This window comes from Luteimonas sp. MC1572 (assembly GCF_016615815.1).
Taxonomy (GTDB): Bacteria; Pseudomonadota; Gammaproteobacteria; order Xanthomonadales; family Xanthomonadaceae; genus Luteimonas.
This window is the reverse complement of record NZ_CP067112.1, coordinates 2,887,794-2,908,783: the sequence shown is the minus strand read 5'-3', so window position 1 is coordinate 2,908,783 and position 20,990 is coordinate 2,887,794. Positions and strand designations below refer to the sequence as shown.

At 70.6% G+C, this 20,990-nt stretch carries 22 protein-coding genes and 1 pseudogene; 12 read left to right on the top strand and 11 right to left on the bottom strand.

Annotated features, from left to right (window positions below):
* Nucleotides 1–80: 80 nt before the first annotated feature.
* The 4 genes from plsB to JGR64_RS13295 form a co-directional block, all read right to left on the bottom strand.
* Nucleotides 81–2,843, bottom strand: coding sequence for a glycerol-3-phosphate 1-O-acyltransferase PlsB (gene plsB / locus JGR64_RS13310; RefSeq protein ID WP_199374043.1), 2,763 nt, complete (start codon nucleotides 2,841–2,843; stop codon nucleotides 81–83).
* A 47-nt stretch (nucleotides 2,844–2,890) separates the two neighbouring features.
* On the bottom strand, nucleotides 2,891–3,835 hold the full coding sequence (locus JGR64_RS13305; protein WP_199374041.1) for a hypothetical protein: 945 nt from the start codon (nucleotides 3,833–3,835) through the stop codon (nucleotides 2,891–2,893).
* Between the two features lie 68 nt (nucleotides 3,836–3,903).
* Nucleotides 3,904–4,584, bottom strand: coding sequence for a hypothetical protein (locus tag JGR64_RS13300; RefSeq protein ID WP_199374040.1), 681 nt, complete (start codon nucleotides 4,582–4,584; stop codon nucleotides 3,904–3,906).
* Between the two features lie 59 nt (nucleotides 4,585–4,643).
* Complete coding sequence (locus JGR64_RS13295; RefSeq protein ID WP_199374038.1) at nucleotides 4,644–4,961, bottom strand: hypothetical protein; 318 nt, start codon at nucleotides 4,959–4,961, stop codon at nucleotides 4,644–4,646.
* Nucleotides 4,962–5,163: 202 nt separating this feature from the next.
* Between JGR64_RS13295 and sctU the strand changes: the two genes are divergently transcribed.
* A complete protein-coding gene (gene sctU / locus JGR64_RS13290) occupies nucleotides 5,164–6,222 on the top strand; it encodes a type III secretion system export apparatus subunit SctU (RefSeq protein WP_199374036.1) in 1,059 nt (352 codons plus the stop codon).
* A 20-nt stretch (nucleotides 6,223–6,242) separates the two neighbouring features.
* On the opposite strand, the gene sctT is transcribed toward sctU, so the two are convergent.
* The 7 genes and pseudogenes from sctT to JGR64_RS13255 all read right to left on the bottom strand — a co-directional run bounded on the left by sctT (nucleotide 6,243) and on the right by JGR64_RS13255 (nucleotide 11,221).
* Entirely contained in the window at nucleotides 6,243–7,025 is a 783-nt protein-coding gene (sctT, locus tag JGR64_RS13285) for a type III secretion system export apparatus subunit SctT (RefSeq protein WP_199374033.1), read from the bottom strand.
* A gap of 3 nt (nucleotides 7,026–7,028) precedes the next feature.
* A complete protein-coding gene (sctS, locus tag JGR64_RS13280; RefSeq protein ID WP_199374031.1) occupies nucleotides 7,029–7,295 on the bottom strand; it encodes a type III secretion system export apparatus subunit SctS in 267 nt (88 codons plus the stop codon).
* Entirely contained in the window at nucleotides 7,295–8,116 is an 822-nt protein-coding gene (locus JGR64_RS14010) for an EscR/YscR/HrcR family type III secretion system export apparatus protein (RefSeq protein ID WP_343225152.1), read from the bottom strand. The genes sctS and JGR64_RS14010 overlap by 1 nt, the downstream gene beginning before the upstream one ends.
* Nucleotides 8,117–8,362: pseudogene (locus JGR64_RS13270) on the bottom strand (hypothetical protein); the annotation flags it as partial.
* Nucleotides 8,363–8,368: 6 nt separating this feature from the next.
* Nucleotides 8,369–9,508, bottom strand: coding sequence for a type III secretion system cytoplasmic ring protein SctQ (gene sctQ / locus JGR64_RS13265; RefSeq protein WP_199374029.1), 1,140 nt, complete (start codon nucleotides 9,506–9,508; stop codon nucleotides 8,369–8,371).
* The gene (locus JGR64_RS13260; protein ID WP_199374028.1) at nucleotides 9,495–10,103 is read right to left on the bottom strand and encodes a response regulator; all 609 of its coding nucleotides are present in this window, start codon (nucleotides 10,101–10,103) and stop codon (nucleotides 9,495–9,497) included. Before JGR64_RS13260 ends, sctQ begins: the two co-directional genes overlap by 14 nt.
* A 2-nt stretch (nucleotides 10,104–10,105) precedes the next feature.
* Complete coding sequence (locus JGR64_RS13255) at nucleotides 10,106–11,221, bottom strand: ATP-binding protein (protein WP_199374026.1); 1,116 nt, start codon at nucleotides 11,219–11,221, stop codon at nucleotides 10,106–10,108.
* Nucleotides 11,222–11,314: 93 nt separating this feature from the next.
* Here JGR64_RS13255 and JGR64_RS13250 point away from each other — a divergent pair, with 93 nt between their 5' ends.
* From JGR64_RS13250 to JGR64_RS13200, 11 genes are all read left to right on the top strand, one after another.
* Nucleotides 11,315–11,719, top strand: coding sequence for a flagellar biosynthetic protein FliO (locus tag JGR64_RS13250; protein WP_199374019.1), 405 nt, complete (start codon nucleotides 11,315–11,317; stop codon nucleotides 11,717–11,719).
* A 264-nt stretch (nucleotides 11,720–11,983) separates the two neighbouring features.
* Entirely contained in the window at nucleotides 11,984–14,032 is a 2,049-nt protein-coding gene (gene sctV / locus JGR64_RS13245; protein ID WP_199374017.1) for a type III secretion system export apparatus subunit SctV, read from the top strand.
* A gap of 61 nt (nucleotides 14,033–14,093) precedes the next feature.
* Nucleotides 14,094–15,281, top strand: coding sequence for an FHA domain-containing protein (locus JGR64_RS13240; protein WP_199374006.1), 1,188 nt, complete (start codon nucleotides 14,094–14,096; stop codon nucleotides 15,279–15,281).
* 82 nt (nucleotides 15,282–15,363) lie between these two features.
* The gene (locus JGR64_RS13235) at nucleotides 15,364–15,693 is read left to right on the top strand and encodes a hypothetical protein (RefSeq protein ID WP_199374003.1); all 330 of its coding nucleotides are present in this window, start codon (nucleotides 15,364–15,366) and stop codon (nucleotides 15,691–15,693) included.
* An 80-nt stretch (nucleotides 15,694–15,773) separates the two neighbouring features.
* Nucleotides 15,774–16,196: a hypothetical protein gene (locus JGR64_RS13230; protein WP_199374002.1), complete on the top strand. Its 423-nt coding sequence runs from the start codon at nucleotides 15,774–15,776 to the stop codon at nucleotides 16,194–16,196.
* Between the two features lie 15 nt (nucleotides 16,197–16,211).
* Nucleotides 16,212–16,985: a hypothetical protein gene (locus JGR64_RS13225; RefSeq protein WP_199374000.1), complete on the top strand. Its 774-nt coding sequence runs from the start codon at nucleotides 16,212–16,214 to the stop codon at nucleotides 16,983–16,985.
* Nucleotides 16,986–16,988: 3 nt separating this feature from the next.
* Nucleotides 16,989–17,615 (top strand): hypothetical protein, encoded by a 627-nt coding sequence (locus JGR64_RS13220; protein WP_199373998.1) that lies wholly within the window; start codon nucleotides 16,989–16,991, stop codon nucleotides 17,613–17,615.
* 120 nt (nucleotides 17,616–17,735) lie between these two features.
* The gene (locus tag JGR64_RS13215; RefSeq protein WP_199373997.1) at nucleotides 17,736–18,356 is read left to right on the top strand and encodes a FliH/SctL family protein; all 621 of its coding nucleotides are present in this window, start codon (nucleotides 17,736–17,738) and stop codon (nucleotides 18,354–18,356) included.
* Complete coding sequence (locus JGR64_RS13210; protein ID WP_199373995.1) at nucleotides 18,353–19,717, top strand: FliI/YscN family ATPase; 1,365 nt, start codon at nucleotides 18,353–18,355, stop codon at nucleotides 19,715–19,717. Before JGR64_RS13215 ends, JGR64_RS13210 begins: the two co-directional genes overlap by 4 nt.
* Complete coding sequence (locus JGR64_RS13205; RefSeq protein ID WP_199373993.1) at nucleotides 19,714–20,196, top strand: hypothetical protein; 483 nt, start codon at nucleotides 19,714–19,716, stop codon at nucleotides 20,194–20,196. The genes JGR64_RS13210 and JGR64_RS13205 overlap by 4 nt, the downstream gene beginning before the upstream one ends.
* 18 nt (nucleotides 20,197–20,214) lie before the next feature.
* Nucleotides 20,215–20,883, top strand: coding sequence for a hypothetical protein (locus JGR64_RS13200; protein ID WP_199373991.1), 669 nt, complete (start codon nucleotides 20,215–20,217; stop codon nucleotides 20,881–20,883).
* Nucleotides 20,884–20,990 lie beyond the last annotated feature (107 nt).

Below are 20,990 nucleotides of genomic sequence, written 5' to 3'. Positions count from 1 at the left end.
TGTCCCCCCCGGGCGTCGCGTCCACCGACGCCGCGGGCATTGTGCCGCCGCCGGCGGCGTCCGGCATAGCCCGCGGACGCTCAGCCCCCGGACGCGTCCGCGGCCTGGTCCGTTGCCGCGGGCTCGGGCTGCCGCTTGGCCGCCTCGGGGCTGATCTTCTCGATGGTGTGGCGCAGCTCGCGGCCGAGGATCAGCTTGGCGTCCTTGGCCCAGGTGTCCAGGCGCTGGTCGAACGCGAGCTTGCTGTTGTGGTCCAGCTTCACCAGGCCGAGCTCGCGCAGCTTCTGGATGAAGCCGCGGAACAGGGTCTTGTCGAAGAACTCCGGTGCCGCCGGGGCGTACAGCAGGCTCAGGCGCTGTGCCGCCAGCTGGCACAGGGTTTCCAGTTCGCCGGTGCCGAGCGCGCCGGAACCGTTCTTGGCCAGCACCGATATCGCGATGTAGTAGCGCTCGAACGCCTGCTGCAGCGGATGCCCGAGCGCGCGCAGGCGGAACACCTCGTCGGACTGGCCTGCGTGGCGGGCGAGGATGCCGCCGTCGTCGTCGCCGACGCGCTCGAGCAGGCCCTCGCGGATGAACAGCGCGATGGTCTGGTCGATGCGTCCGGCAAACCCGTCCTCGTCCCAGGGCAGGAACAGCTCGCCCTGCAGGAACGGGTACATCGCACGGCCGATGCGCAGCAGGCTGTCGCGCGCCATGCGCCGGTTGTGCAGGAAGCAGCACGCGATCCACGCCGAGGCGGTGAACAGGTGCACCACGTTGTTGCGGAAGTACGACAGCAGCACCGCGGTGTTGCCGTCGACGCGCAGCACGTCGCCGAGCGGATGCGCCACGCGGTGCAGCACGCCGATCTCTTCGCCGTGGGCGATGATCTGTTCCGGAGAATGCGGGGTCACGGTGACCAGCGGGCTGTAGGGCACTTCGTCCAGCAGCTTCTTCGACAGCACGATCTGCGCGGTCAGGTCGCCCTCGCCCATCGCGTGCTTGGGCGTGGACAGCAGGGCGAGCGCCAGCAGGTTGATCGGGTTGACGTCGGCGGCGCTGTTGACGCGCTCCTGGATGCGCTGCGCGGTGGCGTCGACCGTGGTCGACAGCCAGCCGGGTTTTTCCTCGTCCGGCAGCGGCGTGCCGTCCCACTCGCCGGCGTGCTCGGCGAGCATGTCGGCCAGCGCGATCGGCTGGCCGAAGTTCACCACCACCTGGCCGTAGTTCTGGCGCAGCACTTTCGGGATGCCCCACAGCAGCGCCCAGATCGACTCGCCTTCCTTGGGCTTGCCGGAGAGCTCGTCGAGGTAGCTGTTGCCCTCCATCAGCTTCTCGTAGCCGATGTACACCGGCTGGAACAGCACCGGCCGCGTCGGCTGGCGCAGGAACGCACGCACCGTCATCGCCACCATGCCGCCCTTGGGCTGCAGCAGGCGGCCGGTGCGCGAACGCCCGCCTTCGATGAAGTACTCGATGGAATAGCCGCCCGATACCAGTTGCGCCACGTATTCGGTGAACACCGCCGAGTACAGCGCGTTGCCGCGGAAGCTGCGCCGGATGAAGAACGCGCCACCCTTGCGCAGGATGGTGCCGATCACCGGCAGGTTGAGGTTGATGCCCGCGGCGATGTGCGGCGGCACGATGCCGCGCGTGTACAGCAGGTAGCTCAGCAGCAGGTAGTCCATGTGGCTGCGGTGGCAGGGCACGTAGACCACTTCATGGCCCGGCGCCGCGGCCTTGAGGTTGTCGAGGTGGTGCACCAGCACGCCGCGGAAGATCCGGTTCCAGACCGTGGACAGGAGGAAGCTGGCCGAGCGCACCACCGGATGCGCGTAGTCGGCCGCGATCTCGTAGGCGTAGCCGTGCGCCTTCTTCCAGGCTTCGGCCTGCGCCTTGTCGCCGACCGCGCCTTCGCGTCGTGCCTGGTCGGCAATGGCGTCGCGCACCGGCTGCGCGGACAGCACCTTGTCGACCAGCAGGCGGCGGGTGGACAGGTCGGGGCCGATCACCGCCGCGCGGATGCGGTTGAAGTGCGTGCGCAGCACGCGCGACAGCTTGCGCACCTCGCGTTCCGGCTCGAGGCCCTCGGTGATCACGCCCTGCAGGTCGATCGCCGGGGAGAACCGCACCAGGGTGTCGCGGCCATTGAGCAGGATCGCCAGCAGGCGCCGGAAACGCCCGACGATCGTCCAGTTCTCCGAGAACAGCACCGAGAACCAGCCGCTGTTCTTGTCCGGCGAACGGCCGACGAAGATCGAGACCGGCACCAGCTGCACGTCCAGGCCCGGGTCGTGCCGATGCGCCTCGAGCAGGCGGGCCAGCGAGTCGGAGTGGCTCTTCTTCGGCGGCTTGCGCTGCTGGGTGGCGATCTGCGTCGCCAGGGCGAGCGCGTTGCCGGCGTTGCGCCGCGACAGCGCCACGTAGGCGCGCTTGCGGCCCAGCGGGTCACCCGGGAGCGGCCGCAGCGGGGACGGCAGGCCTGCTTCGCGGCAGGCGCGTTCCAGGATCAGGGCGTTGGAAAGCCCGTAATCCTCGAGCACGTAGCAGACCAGCCGCCCATCGATCGTGGGGCCGGGGGCCGACGGCTCGATCTTCAGCCCGATCCAGGGCGCCAGCATGCCGCCGAGCAGGCGCGCCCACAGCGGGCGCTGCGCGCGCGGCGCCGCACGCGGGCGGGCGGGCGCGCGCAGGACGTCCGCAACCGCAGGGCCCGGCGGTTGCGGGCGGGTGTCGTGCAGGTCGGCCGGCGCGGCAGCACCCGGCGAAAGATCCTCGGGCGCGGCAGCGCCGGGGGCATCCGCGCCGCCGGGCCTCGCGGCCTCGGGGCTGCTGTCGAACAGGGAAGGTTGGTCAGGCATCGTCGGCATTATGCCCAAGCGCGCCGGTTGCCCGGTCGCGCACGCCTTCAGGGAGCCGCCGCCGGGCCATCGGGCAGCGGCGCCGTCGGCTGCGGGGTGGCAGGGCGGGCGGGCACGCCCGCGGCGGACTCGGCGTGGCGCAGGAAGTCACTGATGTACCACTGGCCGCCAAGGCGCTCAACCGGGACCAGGGCGTCGATCTGCTCGCCGGCGAGCAGGTAGCGCAGGCGGACTTCGGCATAGTCGCCGGCCTGCATGTGCAGGCTGGCCTCCAGTGCGTCCAGGCTGTCGTCGACGGCCAGCCCGTAGCCGGCCAGCACGGCCTTGGCTTCGCCGCTGAAGGTGCCGATGCGGCGCAGCGAGGCATCCATGCCGGCGGCCGACCAGGCCTCCGCGTCGGCGTCAGCGAGCTCCACGGCACGCGCCGCGGTGGCCAGGCGCGCGATCGCCACGTGCGCGCGTTCGCGCTCGGCCAGCGGCGCACGCTGCGCCCAGCGCGCCACGGCGGTCACCAGTTGCGCGTAGTGGGCGCGTTCGGCCGGGCTGAAGTCACCCTGGTGGTCCACGTACTGCACGCCAAACAGGCCCAGCGTGGTCGCGGCGGCGCGGATCTCGGCGCCGGCACCGGCGAACTGACGGTCGAAGTCCTTGCGCAGGGTGGCTTCCGCGTCCGGGGCGGCGAGCGCGGCCAGCACCGACGGGATGCGGTCGTTGAAGGGCAGTTCGTCCAGCGGCCAGCGGCTGCGGCCATCGCGCCAGGCCTGTTCGAGGCGGGTGTGCACCGCGGGCGGTACCGCGTCACGGGCGAAGGCGGCGAAGTCGTCCTCGCGCAGGTGCCGGCTCAGCAGCTGCACGGCCAGCACCGGGCGGCTGGTGTCGCCGCGGACCGGCGCCGTGGCCGGCGCCTGCGGTGCGGGCTTGCAGGCGGCAACCGCACAGGCCAGCGCGGCGGCTGCGAGCAGCGGCAGCAGGGTGATTCGTGGATGCGGCACTCGGCTTCCCTCCCCGGAGGCTGAGCCATCTTGGCCGTCGGCCGACGCCGGCGGCAAGCGCGAAGGGCTCAGAGGTCGCGCACGACCCAGCCATGGGGGTTGGCGCTGGCGCCGCTGTCGATGGCCGCCTCGGCCACCTTGTCGGGCGGTTCCCCGGCCGCCCACGCCGCGGCAATCGCCGCCAGGCGCTCGCGCGTGGCGCGGGTGTAGGCGCCCTCGAGCTCGTTCTGTGCGTCGGCGGCAAGTTTCTGCGGGTAGAGCGCACGCGCCTCGTCGCTGCGGTTGAGCATGGCGATCATGCGCGCCAGGCTGCCGCGGAACGTGTCCGCGGACAGCGCCGTGCGCTGGGTGCGCTGCAGGTGCCAGACCGTGAGGTACTCCACCGGTCCGAGCATCCGTCGCGGGGTGGCACCGAAGAAATGCCCGGACAGCGCACTGGCCGCGACCGGCGCGCCCGGGTCGGGGAGGCTGGTCGCGCCCCATGAGCTCAGCGCGCCGCCGGGCAGGTCCATCCGCCGCAGCGCAGTGCCGAAGGTCTCGGCAAGGATGCGCTGCGCGCGTTCGTCGTCGCTTTCGGCCACCACGCCCACCAGGCGAAGGAACAGCGGGTACTGCTCTTCGCCCAGCCGGCGCACCAGGCGCTTGAGCACGGCCAGCCGGTATTCCGCATCGGAATGCGCGGCCAGCGCCGAGACGAGGCGATCGGCGGCGGTTCGCAGGGCGGCAGGCGTGGGGAGTGGGTCGATCATGTCGCCGGCATTATCACGGCCTGGCGCTGCGGGCAGCCAGTCGCTGCCGCGCACGGGATTCAAGCGAAGGCGGCGAGCACGGCGTCGACGGCGTGTTCCGCGGCCTGCGCCAGCGGCATGCCGCCCAGGCTGGACTCCAGCGCGAGGTCGCCGGCCAGCATGCGGTCGTCGCCGGACTCCCACGCCGGAGCGTTGAGCATGTATTCGCCCGCGTCGGCGAGCGGTGCCCGTGCGACGTCGGCTTCGGCCGACGGTGCGGTGCCCTGTACCTCGTGCGCGTCTCGGCCCTGCTGGCGACGGAGGTCGTCGAGCGGGCTGTCGATCCGGTGCAGGCTGGACGCGACGTTGAGGCGGGAATCGGGGCCGGTGATGCTCATTTCGCTGCGTGGATCCTGGACGGACGAGGGGCGATGGCGGAACTCTACGCCGCCGCTCCCGCCCTGCCAGCTCGGGGGAACCCTAGATGGCGACGGCTTGGCGGGCTGGCGTTCAATTCCGCCACGGTGGCATGAAGACGGGGCGTCGGGCCTGTCGTCGTGCGCATGCTAGCGTGCACCGGCACACCAGGCAGGGAACGGGATGGCGAAGGACCAGGGCGCCGACAAGACCGAGCAGCCCACCTCGAAGAAGCTGCGCGACGCGCGCAAGGACGCCAATGTCACCAAGAGCAAGGAGCTGACGAGCACCGTGCTGGTGCTGGGCTGGCTGGTGGGCGCTTGGATGATGCTGGGCTTCATGTGGGACCGCATGCGCCAGCTGTTCGAGGCCAGCGTGGCCTCCATCGGCCGCCCGTTCGCCGAGGCGCTTCCCGACGTCGGCATGCTCGCGTTCTGGACCCTGATGTGGCTGTGCCTGCCGCTGCTGCTGCTGGCGGTGTTCCTGGGCCTGGTGACCGAGTTCCTGCAGACGGGGCCGGTGGCGAGCATGAAAAAGCTCACCCCGGACCTGGCCAAGCTGAACCCGGTCGAGGGCATCAAGAAGATGTTCTCCATGGACAACCTGGTCGAGCTGGTGAAGGCGTTCTTCAAGAGCGCGGGACTGATCTTCATCGGCGGCTTCGTGCTGTACGGCATGCGCCACAGCCTGCTGCTGCTGCCGCATGCGCCGCCCGAGGCCATGGCCACCGCGATCTGGCACGGGCTGCTGCGCATCGGGATCTGGACGATCTTCGTGTTCTTCTTCGTGTCCGTGCTCGACGCCTGGTACCAGAAGTTTTCCTACCTCAAGCAGCTGCGCATGAGCCGGCGCGACATCCGCCAGGAGGTCAAGGAGAACGAGGGCGACCCCTACATCAAGCAGCGCCGCAAGCAGTTGCACCAGGAGTGGTCGCAGCAGACCATGCTCAATGCCGTACGAGGATCGAACGTCGTCGTGACCAACCCCACCCACATCGCCGTCGCGCTGCAGTTCGAGCCGGGGGTCAACGACCTGCCGGTGGTCGTGGCCAAGGGCGAGGGCCACCAGGCCGAGGAGATCAAGCGCGCCGCCGAAGAGGCCGGCGTGCCGATCCTGCAGAACATCCCGCTCGCGCGTGGACTCAACGAGAAGGTCGAGCTGGACGAGTACATCGGCGGCGAGTTCTTCGACGCCGTGGCCGAGGTCCTGCACTGGGCCGAGGGCATCCGTCGCGGCGACTGAGCCCGGCGGCGCGGGTCAGGTCAGGTGCCGAACGCCTGCTGCAGCACGCCCAGCAGGTAACGGTTGCTGCCCAGGCGCTCGAGCACGATCTCGATGTACACGCCCAGCAGCATCAGGATCAGCGCCGTGGCCAACCAGGCCTTGATCGGCAGGGTGAGTGCGAACACGTTGAGCTGCGGCGCGTAGCGGTTCACCAGCCCGAACGACAGGTCGATGATCAAGAGGATCACCATGATGGGCGCCGCCATCACCAGGATCGCCGTCATCATGTAACTGAACTGGCCGACGAACAGGTTCATGCCAGCTGCCGGCAGGTTCGGGAAATACGAGGTCACCGGCCACAGCAGATAGCTGGACATCAGCAGGTCGAGGAACACCAGGAACGCGCCGCTGGCCATGAACAGCCACGCCGCCAGCTGCGACAGGAACTCGCCGTGCAGGGTGACGGTGTGGCCCTGGATGGGATCGAACACCGATGCCATCGACATGCCCACCTGGGTGTCGACCACGTTGCCAACCGCGCCAATCGCCCAGAACACGATGCCGAAGCAGAAGCCGATGGCGACGCCGATGAACAGCTCCTTGAGCACAATCACCGGCCATTCCGCGGCGCCCAGCGACTCCATCGGCATGCCGGCCAGCGCCACTGGGAGCGCGATGATCGCCAGGCTGACCATGAAGCTGTTGCGCACCATCGACGGCACGGTCTGCTGGGTCATCAGCGGCAGCACGACGAACGCGCCCACCACGCGCGGCAGCGTCAGCGCGAGCGCCAGCAGGGGATTGCCGAGGAAGTCGAACACGCGCTACTGCCGCACCAGTCCCGGGAAATCACGGAAGATGCGGTCCGCATAGCTGTACAGCGAACCGCCGATCAGCGCCGCGGTCACGAACAGCATCAGCACGATCGCCAGGAACTTGCAGGCGTAGGCGAACGTCTGCTCCTGCAGCTGGGTGGCGGCCTGCAGGAACGCGATCACCAGGCCGACCAGCGCCGCGGCGCCGATCGGTGGCCCCGACAGCAGCATCGTCAGGAACAGCGCCTCCTTGGTGAGTTCCAGGACCTCGTTCACTACCAGGCGCTCCCGTAGGTCAGCACCAGGCCGTGCACCAGCTTGGCCCAGCCGTCGATCAGCACGAACAGCAGCAGCTTGAACGGCAGCGAGATGGTGGTGGGCGACAGCATCATCATGCCCAGCGCCAGCAGGATGTTGGCCACCACCAGGTCGATCACCAGGAACGGCAGGAAGATCAGGAAGCCGATCTGGAACGCCGCCGCGAGCTCGCTCACGGTGAACGCCGGCACGACCACGATGAAGTCGTCGACGTCGAGCTCGTCGCGGCGGTCGGCGGGCATCAGGCGCTGCGCACTGCGCAGGAAGAACGCGCGCTCGGCATCGTTGGAATGGTTGATCAGGAAGCCGCGCAGCGGCTCCTTGCCGGCATCCAGGATGCCCAGCATGCGCGCCGCGTCCATCGGACCGTCGGTGGCGGGCTTCGCGGGTGGCGTGCCGACCGCGGTCACCACCACGGGGCCGCCGTCGCCGGCCGCCGCTTCGCCGGCGGCGGGGTCCTCGGTGCCGTTCTGCACGTTCGCGAACAGCGGACCGCGCGATGGTCCCTGCGGCGCCTCGCTGGCAGGATCCGCAGGGCCCTGGGCCGCGGTGCCTGCAGCCATCGCCTCGGCCTCGGCGCGCAGCGCATCCGCCGCGGCGGGGCTGGTGGGCGGCGGCTCCACCGGGGTGGCGGTGGTCGCAGGCGTCGCCGCTGGACCACCCGCTGCACGTTCCGCGCGGACGCGAGCGAGCTCGCGGTTGGCGGCGCGCTGCGCCCGCCCCGCGGCGCGCGCCTCCAGCTGCGCCTGCACCGATGCCGGCGGCGGCTTGCCTTCCATGTAGGCGGTCACCGACGCATGCGTCTCGAGCAGCACCGGATGCATCACATAGATCGACAGCACGATCGCCAGGCCGTTGATGACCACGTTGGGCGGTACCTGCTGCAGGCCCAGCGCGTTGCGCAGCAGGCTCAGCACCACCACGATCTTGGTGAACGACGTCACCATCACCGCGACGAACGGCGCCAGGCCGATGAACACCACGGTGACGAGGACGACAGCGGGGGAGAACGTGGTGAAGTCCATGCCGGGTCAGCTCCAGGACACCAGGCGCACGCCGAGGGTGTCGCCGACGGCGACCAGTTCGCCGCGGCCCACGTCGCGGCCGTTGGCGCGGATCGCGACGTTGGCGCCTTCGAGCGCGGTGGCGAGCGGGAAGACGTAGCCGGGCTGCAGGTCGGCGAGTTCGCCCACGCTCAGTTCGGTGCGGCCGAGTTCGAATTCCAGGCGCACCGGCAGGCGACGCGCGGGGTCGGCTGGCGCGGCGTCGGTCGCCGTCGGGCTGGCCTCGTGGTCGGTCATGGTGTTGTCCTCGTGGAAGATGGAAGTCGGGGTGGGTGCGCCGCGCACGGACCAGCCGCCCGCGGCGGACGCCAGCGGCCAGTCCTGGCCGGCGGCGCGCGCGATGAGGTTGGGCAGGCTGCTGCGGCCGGCGACGATCACGTCGCCCGGGCGCAACGCGCGCCAGTCGCCGGCGGAGAGCGGGGGCGCTGCGAGCAGCAGCGACACGGCGACCGGCAGCGCGCGCCAGCGGCCGGCACCTTTCGGCGGATCCTCGGCGTGCGCCGGTTCGGCGCGCGCGGCCAGGCGATGCAACCAGTCCGCCGGCAGCCAGAGGCGCGCGCTGGCGCGTGCCGGCGGCGGTGCGGGTACGTCGCCATCCGGCAGGGGAACGTCGTCCTCGATGGCAACGTCGAGCCAGAGACCGGGCGTGGCCAGTGCCGCGGCGGCGTCGCCACCCTCGGCCGCGTCGACCACCGGCAGCAGGGACACGCCCAGCCATTCGCTCAAGCGCATCAGCAGCGATTCGTGCGCCAGGCTCCAGGCGAGCACGCGCGCGCGGCCGCTGCGGTCGCTCCAGCGCAGCCGTCCCTCATCGGGATCGCCCGCGGCGCCATCCACGTGCAGCGCCAGTCGCGTGCCTTCGGCGTCGATCTCGAACGCGGCACTCGGCGCGCGCGCGCAGGCCACCTGCACCGCGCTGCGGTCGGCCAGCATCCACCAGCGCGGCTCGGCGAAGAAGCCACGCAGTGCCTCGGCCACCGGCGCTTCCACGGTGGGCAGCACGCCGCGCGCTGACCGCGCCTCCACTGCGGCTGGCGGCGCGGAGGCGACCTTGTCCTTGTCGCTGCGCGCGCGGCCCTTGCGCGCGTCGCGCTCAACCGTGGCCAAGCGCCACCTTCATCAGCTCCGGCACGGAGCGCACGCCCAGCTTTCCCATCATGTTCGCCCTGTGCAGTTCAACGGTCTTGATGCTGATGCCGAGGATGTCGGCGATGATCTTGTTCGGCTTGCTGGCCACCACCAGGTCGAGCACCTGGCGTTCGCGCGGGCTGAGGCGGGCGAGCAGTTCGCCGGCCATCGCGCCGCCGCCGTTGCCGCGGCTGCGTGCCCGGGCAAATGCGGTGCGCAACGCATCCACCAGCGCCTCCTCGCTGAACGGCTTCTCGAGGAAGTTCGACGCGCCCTTGCGCATCGCCTCCACCGCCAGCGGCACGTCGCCGTGCGCGGTCACGAACACCAGCGGCAGGTGGATGCCGCGGCGGATGAGTTCGTCCTGCAGCTGCAGGCCGCTCATTTCCGGCATGCGGATGTCGGAGACCAGGCACTCGGCGACATCGCCGTGGCGATTGCCGGCATAGGCCGCCAGGAATGCGGCGCCGGACGCGAACGGCAGCACTTCGAAGCCCGAGGTCTCGAGCAGCCAGGCGGTGGAATCGCGGAAGCCGTCGTTGTCGTCGACCAGGTAAACGCGCGTAGCCGGCATCCCTATCCCCTTCCGTCCGCGGTCGGCAGCGTGAAGCCGAACACGCTGCCACCGCCTTCGCGCGGCTCGAAGAACAGCCGCCCCTCGTGGTATTCGATAATCGAGCGGCAGATGGCCAGGCCGATGCCCAGGCCATCGCTCTTGGTGGTGAAGAACGGCGAGAACAGCTGCTGGCCCTGCTCCGCGCTGAGGCCTTCGCCACGGTCGCAAACGCGCACCTCGACCTCGCCGTCGAGGTTCACGCGGCCCTCGATGCGCAGTCCGCGCTTCGCCGGCGGTACCTCGCGCATCGCCTCGATGGCGTTCTTGACCAGGTTCAGCAGCACCTGTTCGACCATCACCCGGTCCGCGTAGACCGCCGGCAGGTCGTGGGCCAGCGCCAGCTCGATCCGCAGCTGCTGGCGTTCGGCCTCCAGGCGCAGCAGTTCGAGCACGGTGTTGGTGATCTGCGCCATGTCACGCGCATCGCGCCGCGGCTCGCGGGCGCGGATGAACTCGCGCACGCGCGAGATCACAGCGGCGGCGTGCTCGGCCTGGGTGCGCGCGGCGAGCAGGGCGCGTTCGACCTGCACCGGCCCGCCGGCCTGGTCGACCAGGCGCAGGCTGCCGTTCAAGTAGTTCACGATCGCGGCCAGCGGCTGGTTGAGCTCGTGCGCGAGCATCGCCGCCATCTCGCCCACCGACATCAGCCGGGAAGTGAAGAGCAGCTTCTCCTGGCGGCTCTTGTGCGAGTCGAGCGCCTCGATGCGCGCGCTGATGTCGACCGCGGTCAGCAGCGACAGCGGCTGGCCGCCGGCATCCGACTCGCCCCAGTGCAGCGCGTACCAGCGGTTGCTGTGCGTGGCGTGGACTTCGCGGGGCGCGTCCGGGTCGCCGGCGTCGCCGCCGCCATCGCCCAGTGTCGCCAGCAGGCGCGCGCGATCGACATGGCCCGGCAGTTCGCTGAACGCGTCACGGTAGCGGCGGTTGCTGGCGACCAGCCGCCCGTCGCCGCGCGCGAAGGCGGCGCACGGCACCGGGATCGCCTCGAGCAGCGCAGCCACCGCGACGGTCGCGCCATCGCTGTCGACGGGCAAGGCGTCAGCGGCGACGCGGCCGCGGACGCGCGCTGCCGTCATCGCCTGCGCATCCCGCGGCGCTGGCAGGCATGCGCGCTGTTGTAGGCTGGCGCCGCGCGGCCCGCGCGAACCCCCAGGCTCATCCATTCCGCCATGTCCAAGCGATCGCTGACTGCCATACCCGCCATCCTGTCCCTCGCCTGTGGCCGTGCCATGTCGGCCGAGCCCGTGGTTGCCGATGCCGCGCCCGCCGCCTCGTCCTTCGGCGCCGAGTTGATGGCCATCCTGCTGCCCCTGGCCTTCATCATCGTGGGCCTGCTGGTGGTGCTGCGCCTGCTCCGTCGGCGCTATGGCCTCACCGGTCCCGATGCCCCCTTGTCGATCCTGCAAATCCTGCCGCTCGGGCCGCGTGAACGCCTGGTGCTGGTGAAGCTGCGCTCCGGTCGCGTATTCACGATTGGCGTGAGTGCGCAAAGCGTGAACTTCGTCACCGAACTGCATGCCGACGATGTCGCGCCAGCCACGCCTGCGTCCGGAACACACACACCGCTCAAGTGATGCATTGCCGCGGCGAAATTTCCGTGAATGCAAAATTACGCCTGAATTACAGCCACTTGCGCTCACATCCCTGAATCCGCAATGCGCAGTTCGCACTTGCGCCCTGCAATATTTCCTGCGTTGCTCTTGTGGCGAGACTATCGTAATTTGCCACAAAGTGACGCGTGGGGTCAGGGTGATGTGGCGAGCGCGAGGCATCGATAACAGCGGACAGCGGCGCGGCATTTGCACGCCGGCTGCGCGCTGCGCGAAGGGCGCCACCACATGCGTGCGCTGATCGGCACGCTGTTCGCCACGCCGGGCAATGCAGGCCCGCGGGTCAAGCTCGGCTACAGCGACATCATCCTGGCGTTCGCGGCGGTGATGATCATCAGCGTGATGATCCTGCCGCTGCCGCTGGTGGTGATCGATGCGCTGGTCGCGGTCAACATCTCCATCGGCTTCGGCCTGCTGCTGCTGGCGATCTACATCCCCACGCCGGTCGCGTTCTCGAGCTTCCCGAGCGTGCTGCTGCTGACCACGCTGTTTCGCCTCGCGCTGTCGATCGCCATCACCCGCTCGATCCTGCTCGATGCCGAGGGCGGCCACATCGTCGAGACCTTCGGCAGCCTGGTGGCGGGCGGCAACCTGGTGGTCGGGCTGGTGGTCTTCATGATCATCACGGTGGTGCAGTTCATCGTCATCGCCAAGGGCGCCGAACGCGTGGCCGAAGTCGCCGCGCGCTTCACCCTCGACGCCATGCCCGGCAAGCAGCTGTCGATCGACTCCGACCTGCGTTCCGGCCTGATGGACAAGGACGAAGCCAAGCGCCGCCGGCGCCTGCTCGAGTCCGAGAGCCAGCTGCACGGCGCGCTCGACGGCGCCATGAAATTCGTCAAGGGCGACGCGATCGCCGGCATCGTCATCATCATCATCAACCTGCTCGGCGGCCTGGCGATCGGCGTCATGCAGCGTGACATGTCGCTGGCCGATGCCACGCGGACCTACAGCATCCTGACCATCGGCGACGGCCTGGTCTCGCAGATCCCGGCCATCCTCGCCACCATTGCGGCGGGCCTGGTGGTCACGCGCACCACCGGCGAGGTCGACGACCGCCATCTCGGCGACGCCATCACCCGCCAGGTCAGCGGCCAGCCGCGCGTGCTGCTGATCACCGGGCTGCTCGCACTGCTCATGACCCTGGTGCCGGGCTTCCCGAAGATGGTGTTCGCGGCGCTCGGCGTGTCGCTGCTCGGCATCAGCGCATGGCGCTACCGCCACGGGTTCGTGGTCCTGCGCCGCGCGTTCCGCGTGCCGGAGGACGAGGTCGCCGAAGCCGACCGCCTGCCGCCGGTCGACGACCTCGCGCCGCCCGCGCCGCTGCAGCTCGAGCTGTCGCCGGCGCTGCTTGCGGCGACCGGCAAGGACGCGCTGTTGGCGCGGGTCGCGAGCGTGGCGCAGCGCATGCGCGAGGAATACGGCGTGCCCGTACCGGTGCCGCAGCTGCGCATCTCGGAAGCGCTTGAACATGGCGAGTACCGCCTGACCGCGTTCGGCGCGCGCCTGGCCGTGGGCCAGCTGCGCGTCGACCAGGATTTCCGCCAGGCGGCCGTGGCCACCGACGGCAACCGCCAGCCCGGCTTCTTCCCGGCACTCGCCGGCGACTGGGTCGTGCGCGGCGAGGCAGGCGCCGTGGCACCCGAGGAGGTGCTGGCCACGCACTGCCGTGCCGCGCTGCAGCGTCGGCTGGGTGGCTTCATCGGGATCCAGGAGACGGCCAACCTGTTCGCGCGCATGCAGCGCGACTACCCCGACCTGGTCAAGGAGATGCTGCGCGTGGTCGCTCCGCAGCGCGTCGCCGACGTGCTGCGCCGGCTGGCCGAAGAGGGCGTGCCGGTGCGCAACCTGCGCGACGTGTTCGAGGCGATCACCGATGTCGGTGGCCGCGAGAAGGACGTGGTGCTGCTCACCGAGTACGTGCGGGTCGCCCTGAAGCGCGAGATCGCCGAGCGCCATGCCGACGCCGAACGCACGCTGCACGTGCTGCTGATCCATCCGGAGCTCGAGGACAAGCTGCGCCAGTCGGTGCGCGTGGCCGGCGGCGCGAGCCAGCTGGCCATTTCGCCCGAACTCGCGGCGCGGCTCGGCAACGAAGTGCGCGCACACCTCGCGCGGCAGGCGGCGGGCGTGCAGCCGGTGCTGCTGTGCTCGCTCGATGTGCGCCGCCACCTGCGCAAGCTGATGGAAGTCGATTTCTTCGAACTGCCGGTGCTGTCGTACCAGGAACTCGCACCCGACCTGCGCATCGTGCAGGCCGGCCAGATCAACGCATGACCCCGGGGCACTTCACCGCCGGGTAACGATGCAATTGCAGGATGGGGCAAAGGGAGGATCCATGAGCGTGGCAAGGGACAACCAGTCGGAGACAAGCCCAGCGGGCAACGTGCTGCGCGTGGTCTCGGGCCTGCATGCAGGCGCGGTGCGTCCACTCGGGCTGCGCGAGATGATCCTCGTCGGCAGTGGCGACGATTGCGACATGGTGCTTGCCGATGCCGGTGTCGCCAGCCACCACGCGTTGCTCAGCCTGGTCGATGGCGTGTTCTCGCTGCGCGCGCTGGACGCGCCGCTGCACGTCGGCACCACCATGGTCCACCCGGGTGATCCGGTCGAACTCGACCGCGTGCAGCGCGTTGGCCTGGGCGACGCGGCGATCGCATTCGGCGCGGAAGACGATCCCGCCTGGGAGCTGCTGGTGCCCGGCGGCCCGGGTCCGCGCGCGGCGCCCACGCCGGCGGTCACCCCGTACCTGCGGCGCCTGCCCGCCGTCGCCGCGGTGGCCGTGCTGTCGCTGGTTTCGCTGGCCATCTTCGCCGCCGTCATGCCGTCCAAGCCGGCGGCGCCGGATCCTCGCGAGCAGCTGCAGCGCCTGGTGCCCGAGTACGGCATCGACGACGGCCGCGCCAACGTCGACTTCCAGGGCGGGCTGGTGCTCACAGGCACCGTGCCCGACGCCGCCACGCGCGAGCGCATCGCGCGGCGCATCGCCGACGACAACATCGATGCCAAGCTCGAGCTGCGCACCGGCGACGACATCGCCGGCGACGTCAGCGAAATCCTCCGCGGCCAGGGCATCACCGCGCGCACGCGCTACCTGGGCAACGGCGATGTCGAAGTGAGCGGCCGCTTCGAGGACGAGGCCGCGCTGCGCGCCGCGTCGTTCTCGCGCGCCATGCGCGAGGTCAAGGGCGTCACCCGCGTGATCCCGGTGAACATGGCCGAAAGCAGCGCGACCGCGCGCGCGCCGGCCGCGGCGGCGAAGCCGGTGCGCATCCGCGTCGCCGCCATCGTCCGCGGTGCCGATCCGCACGTGCTGTCCGGCAAGGGCGACAAGTATCCGGTCGGCGCGGAACTGCCCGGCATCGGCACGCTGGTGTCGATCACCGAAAACAGCGCGCATGCGCTGCGCGCCGATGGCGGGCTGGAAAAGCTCGCGGTCGAGGCGGCGCCGCGGCCGGAAGACGACGCGGCCGAGCCGAAGGATTTCTCGAACGTGCGCGGCGAGGTAACGCCACTCCGCATGTGAATCACGGGACGGCCCCTGGGAAGGCCGGCCCGATCCATCCGCAATCCAACGCAGCACAGATCAAGAGAGAGGAGAGAGAACCATGACCAACGTCACCGGAAATGCAGGAATCGGGCAGTTCATCGCAGGCGCGGCCGTCACCGGCGGCGCAGGCGGCATCCGTGGTGGAGCTTCGGCAGGCGATCGCGGCAGCTGGTACGAGGCGATGTCGCGTGCCTGGGGCCAGACCCTGGACTCGCAGGCATCCGTGATCACCGACATGTCGGCCAACATCAGCGGTGGCGATGACCAGCCGTCCTCGATGGTGCAGCTGACCGCGGCCAGCCTGAAGATGCAGTTCATGTCCAACAACGCCGCCACCTCGCAGAACAGCGTCGGCCAGGCGCTGGAAACGCTGGGCAAGCGCCAGTAACCGTGGCATCCGGGCTCGCGCCGCCGGTGGCTCCGCCACCGCGGCCGGTTCCCGGGAATGCAGCCCAACAGGAGACGGAAATGATCGAAGCCATCCAGGTGGCGGCCATGGACCCGATGCAGGCGGCCGGCAATGCCGGCGCGTCCGCGGGCGGTGGCCAGGCCACGGCCACGCCCTACGACGTGCGCGATTTCGCCGCGTCGCTCGAGCGCACCGGCGGCGTGCAGCCGCAGCAGCAGGCAACGCCGGTGGAACTGCCGCCGACACAGGCGTCCGAGGGCACGCGCGCGCTGATCGCCGCCATCGACAACCTCAACACCGGCGCCGCCAACATCAACGCGCTCTCGCAGACCATGAGCGGCAACATCGCCGAGCTCACGCCCGGACAGATGATGGAAATGACCATGAAGTGCCATCAGTTCCTGTTCCAGGCGGAAATGACGTCGAACGTCGCCAACCGCACCTCGGACGGCATCCAGCAGCTGTTCCGGCAGCAGGGCTGACCCAGGGGGCATGGCATGAAGTTCCACGACCGGCCGCGCGCGTTGCGCGCGGCCCTGTTCGCAATCGCGGCAGGCGTGCTGCTCGCCGCCTGTGGCGGCAAGCCGCTGTACAGCCAGCTCGACGAGGGCCAGGCCAACCAGATCATGGGCGTGCTGATCGGCGCGGGCATCGATGCCGACAAGAATCCGTCGCCGTCGAAGACCGGGTGGGAGGTGCGCGTCGCCGCGTCGGACTTCCCGTATGCGATGCAGATCCTCGGCGCGCACGGGCTGCCGCGCGCGCAGTTCGCGACCACCTGCGACGTGTTCAAGAAGGAAGGGTTCGCCTCGTCGTCCACCGAGGAACGCGGACGCGAGGTCTGCAGCCTGCAACAGGAACTGTCGGACACGCTGACGCGCTTCCCGGGCGTGGTCGACGCGCGCGTGCACGTCACCCTGGCCGAACGCGATCCGCTGGGCGGGTCCAGCCTGGATTCGTCGGCGTCGGTGGCGATCTTCGAGCAGGCGGGCGCCAGCGTCCGCGACCGCGAAGCCGACATCAAGCTGCTGATCAAGGACGCGGTGCCCGGCCTGACCGACATCAACAAGGTCACGGTGAAGTTCGCGTCCGCGCCGCCGCTGCCCGCGCGTCCTGCCCAGGGTGCGGTCGCGCTCTCGGGGATCAACCCGCTGACGCTGGGCATCGCCGCCGCCGTGGTGGTGCTGCTCGGTCTGCTGGTCGCGTTCTGGGGGCGGCTCCGCGCCTCGACGCAGCCCACCAAGCCGTCCGACCAGGTCTGGAACGGCTGAGGCATGGCCTCCAGTGCGCTGCTGGCGGACATCGAGCCGGGCTGGCTCACCGACGGCGACGCGGTGCTTGATGTGGAGCTTGCCGCGCACGCGCGCGACAGTGCGCTGGGGCGCCGCATGCTGGCCGCCTGGCTGGCGCAGGGACAGGCTGCGGCGCTGTTCGCGCCGGATCCCGGGCGCCATCCGGACACGACCCGCACGCGCTGGCCGCGCCAGCGCCTGGCCGCGCTGGTCCGCGACATCGGTGTGCTGGCGCACGCGCCTGCGATCCGTGCGGAAACCGGTCGCGATCCGGTGCGGCGGCTGAAGGCGGCGCTCGGCAACGGCTACCTGCTCGCGCTGGACCGCACCGTGTGGGACGGACACATCGAAGGTGCGCAGCAGGCGGTGCTTGCAGTCGGCTTTGCGCGCGCCCTCGCCGAGTCCACCGCCGCGGACGATCCGCAACCGATGCATGCGCTGTTCGACGCCCAGGGCCGCGCCGAACTGGTCGCCTGGGCGCGGCGCCGCGATCCCGCGCTCGCCGACTGGTGCCTGCTGCTGCATCCTCCCGGCCCGGCGCCCACGGCGCACCTGCCTGAAAAACCGGTGCTGCGTGTCTACACGCACCACGACACACGTGCCGCCTGACCGCGGCCCACAGGATCCCGGATGAGCGCAGACGCTTCAGCCACAGCCACAGCCACGAACACGGCCCATGCCACGACCGCACACGCTGCGCCACGGGCGCGTGCCGGCGCCGGCGTGGGGGTGTTCGAACGCCGCCAGTTCGAGCGTTCGCTGGGTGCCAGCGTGGTGCCAGCCCAGGCCTGGGCGCGGCTGGAGGAACTCGACACCCTGCTGGCACGCGTGAACGCGCTCTACGACGAGGCTGGCGCCGAGATCGAGGCCGCCCGCGAACAGGGCCACGCCGCCGGCTACGCGGCAGGCGTGGCCGCGGCGGAATCACAGATGACCGAACAGCTCGCCGCGCTCAACGAGCGTCGCGCCCGCGTGCTGGGCGAGGCCTCGGGGCGCATTTCCGAGCTCGCCTGCGCGATCGTCGACCGTATCGCGCCGGGCTTCGATGCGCGCAGCGTGGTGCCACCGTTGGTGCTGCAGGCGGTGGAAGCCGCGCAAGCCGAGCAGTTCCTGCTGATCCGCGTGCATCCTTCGGTGCGCGAAGACGTCGCGGCCGGGCTGGGCGCGGTGCGCCAGGCGCACCCGGCGGTCGGCGTGATCGAACTCGTTGACGATCCAAGCCTCGAGCCGACCAGCTGCGTGGTGGTGTCCGAAGCCGGCGAGGTCCGCGCCGGCGTGGCGCAGCAGATCGAGGCGATCCGCGCCGCGCTCGCCGGCAGCGCCGCGCACACGGCGAGGTCGGCGCCATGAATTCCGCCAGGTCCGCAAAGTCGCTGGCTGGCCTGGCGGCAAACGGCGAACATGATCCCTTGCTGCATGCCCTGGCGCAGGTGCAGTCGATCGAACGCGTCGGCCGCGTCGCCGAGGCCTACGGCACGCTCATCCGCGCCACCGGGCTCAAGGCCGCGATCGGCGAGCTGTGCGAACTGCGCAATGCGCGCGGCGACGGCGATCCATCGTTTCGCCTCGCGGCCGAAGTCGTCGGCGTGTCCAAGTCGCACACGCTGCTCACCCCGCTCGGCGCGCTCGACGGCGTGTCCGCGACCACCGAGGTCTATGCCAGCGGCCGCCAGGCTTCGGTGCTGGTCGGCGACGGCCTGCTGGGCCGCATCCTCGACGCCCACGGCGAGGCCATCGATGATCTCGGCCCCACCGGTGCCAGCCACGAGGTGCCGATCTACGCCGCCTCGCCCAATCCGCTCGCGCGCAACCTGATCGAACGCCCGTTCTCCACCGGCGTGCGCGCCATCGACACCACGATGACCGCGGGCGAGGGCCAGCGCATCGGCATCTTCGCGGTCGCCGGCGGCGGCAAAAGTACGTTGCTCGGCATGCTGGCGCGCGGCGGCGATGCCGACGTCAACATCATCGTGCTGGTCGGCGAGCGCGGCCGCGAGGTCAACGAGTTCATCCACGACAACCTCGGCCCCGAAGGCCTGGCCAAGTCGGTGGTCGTGGTCGCCACCTCCGACCGGCCGGCGCTCGAGCGCAGCCGCGCCGCCTGGGTGGGCACCGCGATCGCCGAGCACTTCCGCGACCAGGGCAAGCGCGTGCTGCTGCTGGTCGATTCGGTCACCCGCTTCGCGCGCGCGCTGCGCGACGTTGGCCTGGCGGTCGGCGAGCCGCCGGCGCGGCGGGGCTTTCCGCCGTCGGTGTTCAGCGCGCTGCCGCGGCTGTTCGAGCGCGCCGGCAACAACCACATCGGCTCGATCACCGCGTTCTACACCGTGCTGGCGGAGGACGAGGACGGCGGCGACCCGATCGTCGAGGAAGTGCGCTCGATCCTCGACGGCCACATCGTGCTGTCGCGCAAGCTGGCCGCCGCCTACCACTACCCGGCGATCGACGTGCTCACCAGCCTCAGCCGCACCATGCCGCGCGTGGTCGACGGTGCGCACCAGCGCGCGGCCGGCCAGCTGCGCAAGCTGCTGGCGAAGTACCAGGACATCGAGCTGCTGATCCAGCTGGGCGAATACAAGCGCGGCACCGATCCCGATGCCGACGCCGCGATCGAGAAGATCGGCGCGATCCGCAAGCTGCTGCAGCAGTCGTCCACCGAGCTGGTGCCGTTCGCGCAGTCCGCGGACGCGTTGCGGAAGCTGTTCGCATGAAGCGTTATCCGCTGCAGACGCTGATCCGCCTGCGCGAACACCGCACCGAAGCCGCGCGCCAGCTGGTGCTGGAGCGACAGCGCGAGGCGCAGGCGTGTCGCGACGCCTGCCTGAGCGTGGAGGGCGAGATCATCGCGCTCGACTTCGAGCAGCGCCAGCAGCGCGGGCGGATGCTCGACGCGCCGCCGGCCGGGGTGCCGTGGCCCGCGGCACTCGCGCAGCGCGAGGCGCACATCGACCTGCTCGGCGAGCAGGCCGAAGCCGCGCGCCAGCGCCTGTTCAAGGCCCAGGACATCCTGCGCGCGGCCGAGGTCGCGCTGGCCGACGCGCGCACCGCGTTCTTCCGTGCCAAGGCGCGGGTGGACGCGCTGGAGAAGCGTCGCGATGTATGGCGCGGCGAACAATCCGCGTTCGAGTCGCGCCAGGAAGAGAGCGCCACCGAGGACCTGCTGCAGGCACGCCATCTGGCGGGCGCCTGAGGCGAACAGGAGAACGGCATGACGATTGAACGCAGCAGCTCGACCTCGGCTTCGGATGCCGCGCGCAGCCGCGAAGGCAGCGAGGCCACCCGCGACGTGCGCCCGCCGGCGCAGCCGGAGCACATCGAGCGTTTCCGCCACGCCCTCGACCAGGTGCGCGACAACGGCAAGGGCGGGCAGTCCGAAACGACCGCCACCGCGGAATCCGCCGAAGAAGGTGCACGCGTCGACGAAGGCCTGCGCATTGGCGGTCGCGAAGGCCACGGCCACGAGCAGCGCCAGGACACCGGCCGCGGCGACCAGGCCGACACCACCATCCTCGACCCCGCGTTGCTGTGGCAGGCGCAGAACGCGCTGCGCGGTGACGCGCCGCAGGCGATGCCGGCGCCGGTGGGCGCCAGCAACGCGGTGATGGACATGATCGAGCGCCACGTGCGCCAGCTCGCGATCGGCGACGGCACGCGCGACGCGGCGGGCGATGGCCAGGTCCTGCTGCGCATGTCCGACGCCACGCTGCCCGGCACCGACCTGCTGCTGACCCGCGTCAACGATGGCTGGGTGCTGCGCGCCGACGTGCGCTCGCGCGCCAGCTACGACGCGATCCGCGAGGCCGGCCCCGAGCTCGCGCGGCGCTTTGCCGAACGCAACCTCGGCACGCTGCACGTGGAGTCGCACTACCAGGGCTGATCCGTGTGGCCTGTCACGCGGCCGATGCCGCGTGCGGCCGGTCATAGGGTCCGACCTAGCTGGCATGCACGACCGCCGGCGCCTGTAATCACCGCATGCGCGGCAAC

Excerpts from the sequence above, each read along its gene's own strand:
- JGR64_RS13295 (WP_199374038.1), bottom strand. The coding sequence starts at position 4,961 with ATGAGCATCACCGGCCCCGATTCCCGCCTCAACGTCGCGTCCAGCCTG.
- JGR64_RS13235 (WP_199374003.1), top strand. The coding sequence starts at position 15,364 with ATGACCAACGTCACCGGAAATGCAGGAATCGGGCAGTTCATCGCAGGC.
- JGR64_RS13205 (WP_199373993.1), top strand. The coding sequence starts at position 19,714 with ATGAAGCGTTATCCGCTGCAGACGCTGATCCGCCTGCGCGAACACCGC.
- sctV (WP_199374017.1), top strand. The coding sequence starts at position 11,984 with ATGCGTGCGCTGATCGGCACGCTGTTCGCCACGCCGGGCAATGCAGGC.
- JGR64_RS13220 (WP_199373998.1), top strand. The coding sequence starts at position 16,989 with ATGGCCTCCAGTGCGCTGCTGGCGGACATCGAGCCGGGCTGGCTCACC.
- JGR64_RS13225 (WP_199374000.1), top strand. The coding sequence starts at position 16,212 with ATGAAGTTCCACGACCGGCCGCGCGCGTTGCGCGCGGCCCTGTTCGCA.
- JGR64_RS13230 (WP_199374002.1), top strand. The coding sequence starts at position 15,774 with ATGATCGAAGCCATCCAGGTGGCGGCCATGGACCCGATGCAGGCGGCC.
- JGR64_RS13200 (WP_199373991.1), top strand. The coding sequence starts at position 20,215 with ATGACGATTGAACGCAGCAGCTCGACCTCGGCTTCGGATGCCGCGCGC.
- JGR64_RS13300 (WP_199374040.1), bottom strand. The coding sequence starts at position 4,584 with ATGATCGACCCACTCCCCACGCCTGCCGCCCTGCGAACCGCCGCCGAT.
- plsB (WP_199374043.1), bottom strand. The coding sequence starts at position 2,843 with ATGCCTGACCAACCTTCCCTGTTCGACAGCAGCCCCGAGGCCGCGAGG.
- JGR64_RS14010 (WP_343225152.1), bottom strand. The coding sequence starts at position 8,116 with ATGGAAGGCAAGCCGCCGCCGGCATCGGTGCAGGCGCAGCTGGAGGCG.
- JGR64_RS13255 (WP_199374026.1), bottom strand. The coding sequence starts at position 11,221 with ATGACGGCAGCGCGCGTCCGCGGCCGCGTCGCCGCTGACGCCTTGCCC.
- JGR64_RS13240 (WP_199374006.1), top strand. The coding sequence starts at position 14,094 with ATGAGCGTGGCAAGGGACAACCAGTCGGAGACAAGCCCAGCGGGCAAC.
- sctU (WP_199374036.1), top strand. The coding sequence starts at position 5,164 with ATGGCGAAGGACCAGGGCGCCGACAAGACCGAGCAGCCCACCTCGAAG.
- JGR64_RS13210 (WP_199373995.1), top strand. The coding sequence starts at position 18,353 with ATGAATTCCGCCAGGTCCGCAAAGTCGCTGGCTGGCCTGGCGGCAAAC.
- JGR64_RS13250 (WP_199374019.1), top strand. The coding sequence starts at position 11,315 with ATGTCCAAGCGATCGCTGACTGCCATACCCGCCATCCTGTCCCTCGCC.
- JGR64_RS13260 (WP_199374028.1), bottom strand. The coding sequence starts at position 10,103 with ATGCCGGCTACGCGCGTTTACCTGGTCGACGACAACGACGGCTTCCGC.